Genomic DNA, 15352 nt, shown 5'->3' on the forward strand with positions numbered 1-15352 from the left:
CACCTCTCCTAATTTAATCCGCTAGTATAAATTTTTCAATAGCCTGTGCCACACCACAATTATTATTTGATGATGTTACATAATCTGCTATTTCTTTTACTTCTTTTGAACCATTCCCCATTGCTACAGCACAACCTGCATATTGAAGCATAGATAAATCATTTTCATTATCTCCAATACACATTACTTCTTCTTGTTTTATATTATACTTCTTGGCCATTACTCTTACTGCTTCACCTTTAGATGATCCCTTTATCATAATTTCACAATTAAATTTATTTGATGAAACTACTTCTAAATTATCTATTTTTCTAAGAACTTCTTTAACTTTTTTCATCTTCTTACTACTTACTGAAATTCCTATAAATTTTAGCATCTTATCTTTGTTATCTTGTAATCCTATATCAAAAGATTTTACACCTTTTAAAGTATTACCAAATAATTTTCTTGCTAAAAACTTATTCATATCTTTTTCTCTATAAATTATATCATCAGTAGTATGTATAAATGTTTTTACTTTATATTTCTCCATTACACTTAATATTGTATTAGCAGTTTCCATTGGTATAACATTTTTCAGCATTACTTCATGTCCATCTACTATATATGCTCCATTTGAAGCTATTATTGGCGTACTTATACCCATCTTATCTCTAAATTCTTTTGCAAAAGGATAGCCTCTTCCTGTAGTAAGCACTACCTTCACTCCTCTTTTATCAGCTTTTTGTATAACTTCTATATTTCGTTTTTTTATATTTTTACTACTATCTAACAATGTCCCATCCATATCAACACAAACTAGCTTATACTTCATGTAATCCTCCAACTTATATCAAAAAATTTTCTTATAATGTATTTATAGAATTTTTCTTTTTTCTTTAATTGTTCTTCTAAAAGTATAACATATTCCTCAGCATCAAATAAAATATTTTTCTCACCAAACATATTAATATTATATGTATTCAAAAGTTTCTCTACACATATTTTAAGTTCTTTATCAGAAATTTTCTTTAAGTACTCTTCTCCAGTTTCATAATTTTCTTTCTTTATACCATAACTTTTCAATCTATGCATATAGTATCTATACACTACCTTAATATCTTTACTTCTTTTAACTTTACTTATAATATACAAGTTCTTTATAACTATTAGTATAAAAAATACTATTATAACAAATATAATTATTATGTAAACATATATACTTTTACTATTACCATCTTCTTCCACAGCCTTAGTATTTTCTATTTTTTTATTTTCTTTTACTAAAGTATCCTTTTTAGCTTCATTAGTATTTATATTATCATCTATTTCTTTTTTATCATCTTTTACAACATCATTTCTATAATTGTTATATCCCGGTGTAGACTCAACAATTGTCCAAAGTCCTCCTTTTGCATCAACATCTAAAAGAACTTCACACCACGCATGGGCATCTGAACTTCTAGCAATATACTCTCCCTCTCTAACTTTTTCATCTAGCTTGACCCCTTCTACATACCTTGCAGGAACTCCAATAGCTCTACACATAATAGTAGTGGCTGTAGCAAAATATGTACAATACCCCTTTTTCTCTTGGAAAAGAAATTTTTCTAAAAAATCTTCTCCTTTTCCTAAAGAAGTAACATCTAAACTATACTGATAATTTTCTCTTAAATAATCCCTGATTTTTTGAACCTTTTTTAAGTCGTCGTTTTCATCTCCAACAATATTATTAGCTAAATTTACTACACTTTTAGGTATATCTTTTGTTTCCCAATACACATCATCATAATTAACTTTAAATCCACTATTTATAGCATTGTCAAGATATTCTAAATTATCACTACTCTTAAAATAATCTCCTACAAACTCACCTTCATAATTTCCCATAACATCATAATTTTCACGGAAAACATTACTAAATAAATTAGCATTAAAATCATCTATGTACATATTATTTACAGAGTTGATATTTCCACTTTTATATCCACTATATACTTCTCTTAAATTTAATGGATGAGGCCATATTGTAGCATAAATATCATCATACTTAACTTTATATTTCTTTAATTGAAAACCATTGCTATAATAATTTTTATTATAATCTCTAGGATATAAATTCAACTTAGGATGCGGATTAAAATTTTCATCTACAAAAAAACCATCAGGATAATCTATATACCATTGCTTATTATATTCATGTGGCTGTCCATCTCTATCTACATAAAAACCTCTTGGATATTTTTCTACCCATGTCTCATCATAAGGATGTTGTTCCCCTTTCTCATCTTCATAATATCCATTTGGATATTTTTTATTAGATTTATGAGATAAGGTAATTAACTCATCATTTTCAGTAATATAATACTGCTTATAATTTTCTTCTACATTTTCCGTATCACCATAAACTACATTCCCTCTTTGATCTATGTAATAACCATTTCCATATTTATCTATTATATTGTATAAATTATCATAAGATTGTGAGTTAAACGTCTCTACTTCTTCAGCATTTCCTATTTTTTCTATTCCTTTATATATAATTATATTATTATCACCAATAGTTTTTTCCCACAAACCATTACTATATTTATAATAACAATTAGTCTTTAAATAAGTTGGTTCATCTATTTCTACTTCAAAAAGTTTTTTATTATCTAACCGTAACTTTCCACCTAGTTCAACCTTATCATTATCACTTAAACCTACGATTTGATTTTTAACTTTATTTTTCCCCATTAAAGTATCTATAGCACTTTGTAAATCATAACGATGTTTGCCAATAATATCGATATCTATATTACTTATTACCGTTATAGATACAATTGATATTATTATTAATAATATAAGCTTTTCTTTTCTTAAGTTTCTATAATCACTACCTAAAATAAAATTAATTATTGTTAATATGCAAAAGAAATACAGAACTTCTCTTGTAGTTATGGTATATCCTGTGAACCATATTGTCATAATTATAGTAAAATTAATTATATTTATAATAAAACCTTTACCTTTATTAATAAGAAATACATATATATTTATTACAGCAAAAATAATGATATAAATTATTAAAGGAATATCCTTAAAAGAGATAAAATCATTTTTTAAAAAATTGTTATCTATTTCTACTAATATATTTACTACATTATCTACACCTAAAATTAAACTATATATAATTGTGCCTATTAATAGCAACAAAGAACTTAATATCACTTTTTTATAACTAACATTAATTTTGTCATAAAAATAATTAATAACACTTACAACTATAAGCATTGTCAATACTAATAATATATTAACACTGGTTATCTTATAACATTTTATAAATAATATAAATAAAAATATAATATTTATGTAGATTAGAGAATATTTAGCTAATGTTTCTTTTTTCATATTCTTTGTCCCCTTTAATATAATCACTAATATTAACTAGCTTAATATTATTACAAAAACTATAATTTTTATTGCAATTATTAAAATATATTGTTATGTTAAAGCCTTTTCTAGATAATCTATCAATAAGATTTTTTATATTATCATCTATATTTGAAATTATCAATACAACATTCTTTTTATCTAAGTTATTTTCAATAGCATCATTAAAAGAATAAATAGAATTTTTATCACTAAAAGAAAATTGATTTTCTAATGAATATTCTAAAAGATTACTTATATCAATATTATTTGATATATAAGACATATACTTTTCATCATTATTAATTAATAATTTTATATGATCATTTCTATTTATAAAATCCTTACATAATGATATAACAAAAGATGTTAAATCTTCTTCCATGAAATAATTAAAATTGTCTTTTTCTAAATAATAAGATACTATTACTATTTTTTCTTCATTATGTTTATTCGTATATGTCTTTGTATATAGTTTATTTTCTTTTGCTGTTATTTTCCAATGAATATCTTGTAAATTATCTCCTACTTCATATTGTCGTATATTATTAATATCATCAGTTCTATAATTAGACCTAATGAAAGATTCTTTTATACCACAACTACTGTTATAAAACTTATAATTGTAATTTAATGAATATATCTTAGGATATATTTTTATGGATTTATTAACTTTATACTTGCCATTTATTGAAATCAAATTAAATATACTTTGCATTTCAATATCTAAATTATTTATTACATATTTACCTCTTTTTATTGCTGAAATAGTATAATATTGTCTCTCTAAATTTAACTTATCCTTTCTTTCTTCACCTCCACTAATATCATCTATAATTTCATTAATAACAAAAATATTAGATGATAAATATATACTCAATTTATTACACATATATCCTATCGATATTTTTTCTCCTACAACGGCTACTTCATCTAAAGTCATTTCTATATTAAGGAATATTCTAGCTACTAATAAAGAAATCATATCAACAGAAAATATAACTATAAGTACTAATATTAATGAATAACTTATAAAATTCCCTATAGCGTAATTTATCAAAAGTAAAACAATAAAGCTTATTAAAAACCCCTTATTTATCTTTATCATTAAATCACCACCGGAATTGTAGATATAATATCTTCTATTATCTTTTCTTCACTGTCTTTTATATTTTGTTTAATTATCCTATGACTTAACACTATCTTTGCATTTTTCTTAACATCTTCAGGTATAACATAATCTCGATTATCTAATAAAGCCTCTGCTTGAGCAATTCTCATTAAAGCTATTGCTCCTCTTGTACTGACTCCTAAGATAACCTTTTCACTACTTCTTGTAGCTTGTATTATTCTTATAATGTAGTTTTGCACTTCATAAGATACATGTATATCTTTAACCTTATTCTGCATTTCTATAATTTCTTCTTTACTTACTACTGTATTAAGATTCTCTAAAGATGCCCCCATATTTTTACCTTGCAATATTTTTAATTCGTCTTCAGTTCTTGGATACCCTAAATGCACCTTTATAATAAATCTATCTAATTGTGCCTCTGGCAAATTGTATACTCCTTGTTGCTCTACTGGATTTTCTGTAGCTAAAACTATAAATGGCTTATTCAGCTTATATGTAATATTTCCTTCTGTAATTTCTCCTTCCTCCATTACTTGTAATAAAGCAGATTGAGTTTTTGAAGTACTTCTGTTTATTTCATCAGCTAAAATTATATTTGCAAAAATAGGACCTTTTTTATATTGAAATTCCATCTCCTTTGGATTATACAAAGATACACCTAATATATCACTAGGCATAAGATCTGTAGTAAATTGTATTCTATTACATGATAAATCCAATGTTCTAGCGATAGCTTTTACTAACGTTGTCTTTCCTACCCCTGGAACATCCTCAATTAATATATGACCTTCTGCTAAAATCCCTTTTATAATATCTAATATCTCATTTTCTTTCCCAATAAAAACTTTACCGATATTATCTAATATCATCTTTGAAAAATTATTCATATGATACACCCCAATTTTACTTAATATGTATTTATTTTACACTATTTCTATCAAATAGAAAACATTTCTTGACTATATAAAAAAAGCTGCCACACTCTTCGTGCAACAGCTCTCTCCTATCACCTTTAATTAACTCTATCTTTTTATTTTTAATGATTCTTCAATAAATGTTGTTATTAATTTATCATAAGATAATCCTGCAGCTTTTGCACTTTTAGGGAAAAGTGAAGCTTCTGTCATACCTGGTAATGTATTAAGTTCTAAAATATATGGTACCCCATCTTTTATTATCATATCTACCCTTACATAACTTTCGCATTTTAATGCATCCCAACAAGCTACTGCTAGTCTCTCTACTTCCTTATGAAGATTTTCATCTAAAGTTACAACAACTTCTTCAGCACCACCAGCATCATATTTTGAAGCAAAATCAAAGAATTCACCAGTTGGTTTTATAGCGATAACTGGATACATTTTTCTATTTATCATGCAACAAGTAATTTCGTCACCTTTTATATATTCCTCAATCATAACTTCTTTATCAACATCTAATGCTAATTTAACAGCATTAATAACTTCTTCTCTGCTATGAGCAAGATTCGTAGCTACTGATGAGCCTCCCCCATTTGGTTTAACTACTACAGGATATCCCATATCCTCAATCTTATCAAAATCAATATTCTCTATTGATCTTGCCATAGTCCATCTTGCTGTTCTTATATCACTAGCTTTTAAAACTTTTTTTGTCATATCCTTGTCCATACATATAGCTGATGTCATAGGACCACATCCTGAATATGGTATTCCAAGAGTTTCTAACACACTTTGCACTGACCCATCTTCTCCAAACTTACCATGAAGGGCTAAAAATGCAAAATCTAAATCTTTAACTTTATTTATAACATCATCTTTAGAATCTATTACAACTGGCACTACATCATATTTTTCTCCATCAATACTTGCCACTATTCCTTCACCAGACTTTAGGGATATTTCTCTCTCAGTGGAAATTCCCCCCATTAAAACTCCTACCTTCATTATATGAACCTCCTAAATAATTAAACTTACTTATTAATAATTTTAACTAATTCCTTAGAATCAATGACTTCTTTTCCATAATAATTTATTAAGTTCTTCGCCATAGAAATCTTTTCGTCATTTTCTCCTATCTTATCTATTATATCATTTGCTTTTTCAATTGGAATAGCAACAGAGAAATAAGATAATAAAGTTAATTCGAATTTATTAAGTATTTTATCTTTCTTAAGTTTCCATTGTTCTACTGGCATTTCTAAAAATTCATTACACATTACTTCAATATAATCTTGTATCTTATCAACTATAGCATTAATATTATTATTGTGAATAAATTCTATAGATTCTACAATTTCAAAAACATTTGCAATTTTTATCATTATTTCTTCTTTTACTTGTAATGCTAATTTTTCTCCTAAAATTTCATCTATCTTTTTGCTTCCTTTCCAATCTAAAAGTTCTAATTTTAAAAATCCTATAAATTTTTCAAAATCCTCTGCATTATTTCCTAATTCTATTTCAAACATTATTCTAAAAAATAGATTCCACTGAAAATCATTATTCATATTAGATACTATTATTTGTGCTACTCTTCTTGAAAAATTGTCTTCAAAACTTAATTCTCTCTCAAAAGTTATCTCTGAATTAAATTCCACTTCATTTTCTCGTATCTCATTTAGTCTTTCCAAAAGATTTATTAATATAACATTATAATCTTCCATATTATCTTTTACAGCGCTTCTAAGAATATATTTAGCTACTTGATCACATGACTTTCTAAAATCCACTGCAAACCCTAATGAATTCTCAACTTTATCTGCAAATACATCGTAAATTATTTTTGATATTATTACCTCTACTTCTTCTTTTTGCTTCCATACATTATCTTTAGATTTATTATTTATATGATTATATATAAGCAACAATTCATTATCCATCAATGATAAGTTCTTTTTAATTGATGCCATTATATCTTTTAAAAACTTATCTACAACTAAATAATTATAATTTTTATAAACAATTTTATGTTCTATCTCACTCCAGAATAAATTAACTAGAGATTTTATCTGTAACTCAAAAGGTATTTTTTCATCATTACTTATAAAGAAACCATCTATCCTATAAATAACAAAACCATTTTTTTGTTTTTGAGGTTGTCTACCTCTTAAATCTAATATTATATGTGGAAAATTCTTATTGTAATGAAGACCATCTTCATTTTTTTCTCTAAACTGTCTTTTAATAATTTTATATACTTTATCTTCATCCTCATTAAATCTACATTCTACTCTAACACCAATTAAATCCGGTAGATGTGATAGTAAATCATTAGGGTTATCAAACTTTTTATAGTAAGAATTTCTCAAAATCTTTTCTTTTAAACTTTCGCTACTTTTAACTCTAGCTTTTACATCTAAAAATCCCTCTCTATCTTCACCAATAATATCTCTAAAAACTTCTTTTATATTTATAGCAATATTTTCTAATTCAATTTCTCTGTTCTCAAGATTATTAATTACTTCATCTATAAACTTAAACATTTTCAATGTCATATCTTGCTTCCTCCATAATTTTATTAATTAATATTATATCATTTAATTGTAAACAATATATTTATGCGAAATAAAATGCATAATTTATTTTAAAAAAAATTGTCACACTTTTGTGCGACAATTTAAATTATAATTAAAAACTTCTTTATATCGTTTTGAAAAAGCTTTTACTTGTTTCTCTTTTCCAAATATACCTTGTCTATAAATAACTGATACTTTGTCCCCTTTAAATTTAATATAGAAGACATTTTTATATTCTCCAACCTCTAAAATTGTAGGCAACTCACTATTTTCTACAACTCTACCTTTTATACAAACACTAATAGGAATGACTTTTGTCTTACTATTATTTATATAACCTAAATACGCTGTGTAAGTACCATCCTTGTTAGTTTCTACACTATTTACTATTATCTTTACATCTTCATAGTAATTTTCCGCAAAAATCTTAGTCGGGTTTAAACATAGAATAATTATTAAAATTAACACAATCTTCTTATGCAATTTGTCACCCTTCTTTCCTCTATGAAGTTTTTACACTTATAGTTTATGAAATTAAGGTCTTTCTATGTTATTTAATTGATAGTGTTTTTACGGATTAATTCAAAACATTGAATTACATACCTATTATAGATTTTAATTATAATGTTTTATAATAACTGCAATATGGCTTCAAACTGCAAATATCACATTTAGGCTTACGTGCAATGCAACATCTTCTTCCATGCCATATTAATTGATGATGAACTTTAATCCAATATTTTTTAGGTATTTTTTTCATTAAGTCTTCTTCTACTTCATTTGGTGTTTTGCCTTTGCTTATACCCAATCTATTGGCTACTCTAAAAACATGAGTATCTACAGCCAATGCTGGAATACCAAATGCATTTGATACAACTACATTTGCAGTTTTTCTTCCAACACCAGGAAATGTTTCTAAAATTGATTTATCATTTGGTACTATACCATTAAATTCATTAACAAGAATATTTGAAGTTAATAGTATATTTTTTGCTTTTGATTTATATAATCCACAAGTTTTTATATACTCTTCTAACTGCTTATTATCTAGTTGTATCATTTTTTCAGCAGTATTGTACTTCTTAAATAACTCTTTAGTTACTATATTGACTCTTACATCTGTACATTGTGCAGATAACATAGTCGCAATCAATAATTCATATGGACTATTGTGATCTAATTCACAATTTGCATCAGGATACATATTTTCAAGTTCTTCTAAAATATTTTTAATCTTCTGAGATGTCATATACTCCTCTATACTCCTTTGGTAGTAATTTTGCAATTTCCATCATTGCTTCATCCACTACATCTTCTTCATATTGCTTTTTACCTTCATCTTTTCTTCTATCTCTTAGTTTAAATGGTTTTCCTATTGTAACTGTTACCTTTGCTGGATTAAATGTTTCGCTTCCCATAGACTTATCATTTATAGGCATAAGTATTTCTGTTCCAGTTGTAGCTACAGGAACTATTGTAGCTTTTGTCATTTTAGCTATTAAATATAACCCTCTTTTAGCTTTTATCATTTTTCCATTTCTACTCCTGGTACCTTCTGGAAATATAACTAAGTTACCATTATTTTTAGCAATATCTATTATCTTTTTTATTCCATCCTTATCTGCAGTATTAGCTTTTATTGGCGTAGTTTTTATTATATCTAACCCTAACTTTGTAAAAGTAGTTCCATCAAGTTTAACTCCTGCCACAAATGTAGGATCATACGGACTTAATACTTTACTTAAGACTAGTCCATCAGTATTACTCAAATGATTTCCAATAAAAATAATTGGTCCTTCTACATCTTTAGCATTATCTATACCTTCAACAGTAAGATCCATATTCTTTTCAAGTTTTCCATCTAAATATTGTTTTGCTACCTTATTTCTAAAAGCTGTCGGTAACATACTCATAATCTTATATATAATTTGTCTCATCACTTTAATCACCTCTGAATTTTATTTTTTATCTTTTCAAAATACTCCCTTACATAAGGACTATTGATATCTCTATCTTTTATATCTAATTTATAATTGCAGTTATAGGCAACAATCAATGCATTCCTTTGAAGAACATTTTTTCCTCTCCATCCACAGGATGTAGTTTTATATTTACTTTGAAAATCACCTTTACTAAGTAGTGCCATTTCTGCTATATTAGGTTCCTTCATAAACTCCTTTGGTTTAAATTCTTCTATACTAGAATACTGAACTTTTTCATTAAATGGACAATGGTTTTGACATGTATCACATCCAAATAATCTTTTATCAATAATCTTGAACCAGTTTTCTTCAATATCCTTCTTTTGTGTAATATAAGACAAGCATATATTAGAATTTTTCCGTTTTGGATTTAACGCTTTTGTTGGACATCTCTCTATACATTTTACACATTGTTCACATTTATTGTCTATAGCCACATCATATTTCATTTCTATATTAGTGATTATTTCTCCTAAAAATACATATGAACCATACTTTTCAGTAATAATCATATTATTTTTACCAATAAATCCAACTCCACATAACTTTGCTATATATCTCTCTGGTAAAGGATTAGAATCCACTAAAACTATACCATCTCCCCCTAAACTTCTTATGTACTCTAAAATCTTATTTAAATATGATTTCGCAACTTGATGATAATCTACCCCCATAGTATATTTTGAAAAATACGGATTTTCTTCTCCTTTAGTTGGGTATAAATAAGGAAAAGCTATTGATATTATTGATTTTCCATCCTTAAATAGTAAAAATGGATTTATTCTTTTTTCTATATCCTCCTCTTCAAAAGGATTCTCTAATTTTAGTTTTTTATTGATTTCTAGTTGTTCTTTGATTTCTTCAAATTTTCTACACTCTGTTGCTCCAAATGTATCAATTTCTAAAGAACATATATAATTTCTAATTTTACTATCTAAATCCATATCTTCCTCCAAAGAAACATGACTCCAGAAGTTATATATCTCTCTGGAGTCACATTCTACTCTTCTTTTCTTACCTTTACTATTTTAGCTGGTACACCTACAGCTGTGCAATAAGGTGGAACATCTTTTAGCACTACAGAATTCGCTCCTATTTTCACCCCATCACCAATATATATATTACCTAGCACCTTTGCCCCTGCACCAATTATAACATTATTACCTATAGTTGGATGACGTTTTCCTGTTTCCTTTCCAGTACCACCTAATGTAACTCCATGATACATAATAACATCATTTCCTATAATAGCGGTTTCACCAATAACCACACCCATAGCATGATCTATAAAGAATCCCTTTCCTATTTGAGCTCCTGGATGAATTTCTATACCAGTAAAAAATCTAGATATCTGTGATAAAAACCTTGCTATAAATTTAAGATTTATTTTATATAGTCCATGTGCTATTCTATGCATTATTAATGCATGAATACATGGATATAATAAAATCACCTCTAATCCATTTCTAGCTGCTGGATCATTTTCTAAAATCCAGTTTATATCATGCCTTATTGTTTTAAACAATATAATTCCCCCTAATTGTTACTTATATAGCAAGTAATTTCCCCCATTATACTTTAAGATTTAGAAATTAACTTACCCTCTTAAATCTTTTCTTATAGCTTGGAACTAAAATCTCATCAAGCAAATCGTGTAAAACTATTATCCCGCATAACTTATCTTCCGCATCAATAACAGGTATAGATAATAAATTGTATTTATTTACAGCATCTATTGCTGTTTCAACTTTATCACTATCCTTAACTGTTAACATCTCATCTTTCATAATATCTTTTAACATAGTATCTTCCTTAGCAAATACTAAATCTTTAAAAGAAATCATACCTTTAAACTTTTCTTCTTCATCAGTTATATAAACATAATAAATAACTTCTTCTTCTGGATTAACTTCTTTTATAATATCTAAAGCTTCCTTTGCTGTTATATTTACATTAAAAGCAATAAAATCTTTATTCATCATACTTCCAACTAATTCTTCTTCATATTCCATAAGTGATCTTATCTCATCTGCATCTTCTTTTTCCATATTATACAATATTTTTTCAGCAGTTTCATCATCCACTTCATCTAACATATCTGCTAATTCATCATTAGGTATATTAGATAATACTGTTGCTCTCTTGTCTCCACTTAAATTACCTAAAAGTTCTGCTTGAAATTCTGGTTCTATTTCCTCTAGAGTATCTGCTGCTAAATCTTCATCTAAACTTTCAAAAATCTTATTTCTATATGCAGAATCCATTTCTTCTAAAATATCTGCTAAATCAGCTGGATGTAATTTTGACAACTTTTTATATGGAACATTTAACTTTAAATTATCCAACACTATATCTAAAGCTTCAACATTATCCCACATAATTAATTGATCTTCTGGAACCTTCTTTATCAACTTATACGCCATCTTTAAAATCTTATAAAATCCATAACGTCTTGCTAAACCTTTAAAACCTGGATCTACAGCTACTACTCTAATATCTCCAGCTATAGATGCTAATCTTACATCATTTACTCTAACTAATTTTTTGCCATTAACATCTACTATCTTTTTATATAAAAGATGTTTACTTAATAAATATGAATATGAATTAGGAATAATATCTCTTTGTCCTCTTATCTTTATTGTTATTTTTTTATCCATATCCCTATAGAATTCAATATTTCTAAAAACACAACTAGATATTTCTCCCTCATTTTTGATTTGATATCCTATAATTTTAGGATATCCTCCATCATTCATAACAAACATATCATGCAAGATACCAATACAATCATTATATTCATTGTATACTTTTCTTTTATAAACTTTACTAAAGAAGAAATTGTAGAGCTTTTCCATAGAATTTTCCTCCTCACTAATTGAAGGAATTTTCTATTACTACTTAGCAATATATATATTCCTTCAACAACACTATTTTATTTTTTATTACATTGCTAAGAGGGACACCCTCCATGTTCTCCTCACCTCGTTCTTAATTTATTATTAAGCAATACTCTTTATTATATGCCCATAATAATTATATTACAAGAAATAAAAATTGTCACCGATTCATACTTTTATATCCCCCTCACTCTATGATAATATAATATCAGTCTGGAGGAATTAATAATGAAAATAAATACACAATTTATGCCAATATCTAAGGCAGACTTAAAAGAAAGAAATATTGATCAGTTAGATTTTATAATTATAACAGGTGATGCTTATGTAGATCATCCATCCTTTGGTACAGCAATAATTGGTCGTACATTAGAACATGCTGGCTTTACTGTTGGTGTAATAGCCCAACCTAATTGGAAAGACGTAGAAGCCTTTAGGGTTCTTGGCAAACCTCGACTAGGTTTTCTTATAAACTCTGGAAATATTGATTCTATGGTAAATCATTACACCGCAGCAAGAAAAAAAAGAAGTGATGACTTCTATTCTCCTGGTGGAAAAGCTGGCTATCGTCCTGATAGAGCAGTAATAATATATTGCAATAAGGCTAGAGAAGCTTATAAGAACGTTCCTATTATCATTGGTGGAATAGAAGCCTCTCTTAGACGTTTTGCTCATTACGACTACTGGAGTGATAAGGTAAGACGTAGCATACTAATAGATAGTAAAGCCGATCTTCTAATTTACGGTATGGGCGAAAAAACTGTTGTTGAAATAGCAGAACTTTTAAACTATGGAAAACCAATCAAAAACATAACTAGTGTTCGCGGAACAATGTATGCTACTTCTTCAATAGAAAAATTGGATAAATACTTACATTGTCCATCATTTGAGGAAATTGAAGAAAGCAAAAAAGCTTATAATGAAGCTTTTAAAATTCAATCACAAGAGCAAGATGCTATAAGGGGTAAAGGAATAATTCAAAAACACGGTGATAGATATATAGTACAAAATCCTCCTCAATTTTCATTAACTGAGGAAGAAATGGATATAACTTACAACTTGCCTTATACTAGAACATATCACCCTATATATGAAAAAGATGGAGGAATACCAGCAATCCAAGAAGTAAAATTCTCTATAACCTCCCATAGAGGTTGTTATGGTTCTTGTTCTTTTTGTGCTTTAACTTTTCATCAAGGTCGTACTATCCAAAATAGAAGTAGTAACTCTATTGTAGAGGAAGGTAAATTACTTACTACTATGAAAGATTTTAAAGGATACATTAACGATGTAGGAGGTCCTACCGCAAACTTTAGACATAAAGCTTGTAAGATACAAGAAAAAGTAGGTGTATGTAAAAGTAAACAATGTATTTTCCCTACACCATGTAAAAACTTAAAAATTGATCATATGGAATATTTAAGTGTTTTAAGAAAACTTAGAGCTATTCCTAAAGTTAAAAAGGTCTTTGTTCGTTCAGGTATAAGATATGATTATTTAATCTATGACGAAAACCAAAAGTTTTTTGAAGAATTATGCAAATATCATATTTCTGGTCAACTTAAAGTTGCTCCTGAACATATTTCAGATAAAGTACTAGCTCAAATGGGGAAACCTACCAAAGAAGTATATGACAAGTTCTCTAAAAAGTATTTTGAAATAAACAAGAGACTTGGTATGAAGCAATTCCTTGTTCCATATTTAATGTCTTCTCATCCAGGTAGTGATTTAAATGCAGCAATAGAACTTGCATTGTACATTAAAAATATGGGTTATATGCCAGAACAGGTGCAAGATTTCTATCCAACACCAGGATCTCTTTCCACTACAATTTATTATACTGGAGTAAATCCTATAACTGGTGAAAAAGTATATGTTCCTAAAAACGGAAGAGAAAAATCTATGCAAAGAGCCTTACTACAATTTCATAACCCTAAAAATTATGACCTTGTAAAAGAAGCTCTAATAAAAGCTGGTCGCGAAGATTTAATAGGTAACGGTAAAAATTGTTTAATACCATATAATAAACCTAGGGTTCGTAATGATAAATTAAAAAAACATAGTAATGAAAATAAGGATAAAAAATATAATTCAAAAAAAGGCAATCATAAAAGAAAGCAATCTCTGCACTAAAATTAACAATAACTTTATTTATTCTAATTAATAAAAAGGGGTTGTCGCACAAAAAGTAAAATCAAAGTACGGCAGTTTTTTCAGCAAAATAGAAGTCGGGGCACAAGTATGAATGCACAAGGCACAGGTTATGCATTAAATACAATTGTAACTTTAGCCGTCCGCAGGACTAAAATATTTTCCCTTTAGGGAAAATTAACCTTACTTGTGCCCTGTGCCATCTAACCTGTGCCCTGTTTTCTGCCATAATAAAAGGAGGTATCACTAACAACTTTTTATTTGTTACTGCGACACCTCCTTTCAAAATAAACTG

Annotated in this window: 13 protein-coding genes; 1 reads left to right on the forward strand and 12 read right to left on the reverse strand. The window is 27.4% G+C overall.

Translation table 11 applies throughout. From position 1 onward, the window contains the following. Positions 1-13: 13 nt before the first annotated feature. From KQI30_RS06830 to KQI30_RS06885, 12 genes are all read right to left on the reverse strand, one after another. Positions 14-814, reverse strand: a complete 801-nt coding sequence (locus tag KQI30_RS06830) for a Cof-type HAD-IIB family hydrolase (RefSeq protein WP_216462535.1) — start codon at positions 812-814, stop codon at positions 14-16. After that, positions 811-3372 (reverse strand): transglutaminase-like domain-containing protein, encoded by a 2562-nt coding sequence (locus tag KQI30_RS06835; protein ID WP_216462536.1) that lies wholly within the window; start codon positions 3370-3372, stop codon positions 811-813. The genes KQI30_RS06830 and KQI30_RS06835 overlap by 4 nt, the downstream gene beginning before the upstream one ends. Further along, positions 3350-4501: a DUF58 domain-containing protein gene (locus tag KQI30_RS06840; protein WP_216462537.1), complete on the reverse strand. Its 1152-nt coding sequence runs from the start codon at positions 4499-4501 to the stop codon at positions 3350-3352. Before KQI30_RS06840 ends, KQI30_RS06835 begins: the two co-directional genes overlap by 23 nt. Continuing rightward, entirely contained in the window at positions 4501-5415 is a 915-nt protein-coding gene (locus KQI30_RS06845) for an AAA family ATPase (protein WP_216462538.1), read from the reverse strand. The genes KQI30_RS06840 and KQI30_RS06845 overlap by 1 nt, the downstream gene beginning before the upstream one ends. A 135-nt stretch (positions 5416-5550) precedes the next feature. Beyond that, entirely contained in the window at positions 5551-6453 is a 903-nt protein-coding gene (locus KQI30_RS06850) for a D-alanine--D-alanine ligase (protein ID WP_216462539.1), read from the reverse strand. 26 nt (positions 6454-6479) lie between these two features. Next, on the reverse strand, positions 6480-8003 hold the full coding sequence (locus tag KQI30_RS06855; protein ID WP_216462540.1) for a GTP pyrophosphokinase: 1524 nt from the start codon (positions 8001-8003) through the stop codon (positions 6480-6482). Positions 8004-8105: 102 nt separating this feature from the next. Beyond that, on the reverse strand, positions 8106-8507 hold the full coding sequence (locus tag KQI30_RS06860; protein ID WP_216462541.1) for a hypothetical protein: 402 nt from the start codon (positions 8505-8507) through the stop codon (positions 8106-8108). A 136-nt stretch (positions 8508-8643) separates the two neighbouring features. Then, positions 8644-9273, reverse strand: a complete 630-nt coding sequence (gene nth / locus KQI30_RS06865; RefSeq protein WP_216462543.1) for an endonuclease III — start codon at positions 9271-9273, stop codon at positions 8644-8646. Then, positions 9254-9961, reverse strand: a complete 708-nt coding sequence (locus KQI30_RS06870) for a lysophospholipid acyltransferase family protein (protein WP_253287421.1) — start codon at positions 9959-9961, stop codon at positions 9254-9256. The genes nth and KQI30_RS06870 overlap by 20 nt, the downstream gene beginning before the upstream one ends. Positions 9962-9969: 8 nt before the next feature. After that, complete coding sequence (gene queG, locus KQI30_RS06875) at positions 9970-10950, reverse strand: tRNA epoxyqueuosine(34) reductase QueG (protein WP_216462547.1); 981 nt, start codon at positions 10948-10950, stop codon at positions 9970-9972. Between the two features lie 56 nt (positions 10951-11006). Then, the gene (gene epsC, locus KQI30_RS06880) at positions 11007-11531 is read right to left on the reverse strand and encodes a serine O-acetyltransferase EpsC (RefSeq protein ID WP_216462549.1); all 525 of its coding nucleotides are present in this window, start codon (positions 11529-11531) and stop codon (positions 11007-11009) included. Positions 11532-11598: 67 nt separating this feature from the next. Next, a complete protein-coding gene (locus tag KQI30_RS06885) occupies positions 11599-12864 on the reverse strand; it encodes a magnesium transporter (protein WP_216462550.1) in 1266 nt (421 codons plus the stop codon). A gap of 270 nt (positions 12865-13134) precedes the next feature. Between KQI30_RS06885 and KQI30_RS06890 the strand changes: the two genes are divergently transcribed. Further along, positions 13135-15039: a YgiQ family radical SAM protein gene (locus KQI30_RS06890; RefSeq protein ID WP_216462551.1), complete on the forward strand. Its 1905-nt coding sequence runs from the start codon at positions 13135-13137 to the stop codon at positions 15037-15039. The last annotated feature ends 313 nt before the right edge of the window (positions 15040-15352 follow it).

It is taken from the genome of Clostridium bornimense (genome assembly GCF_018917145.1).
Classification (GTDB): Bacteria; Bacillota; Clostridia; order Clostridiales; family Clostridiaceae; genus Clostridium_AN; species Clostridium_AN bornimense_A.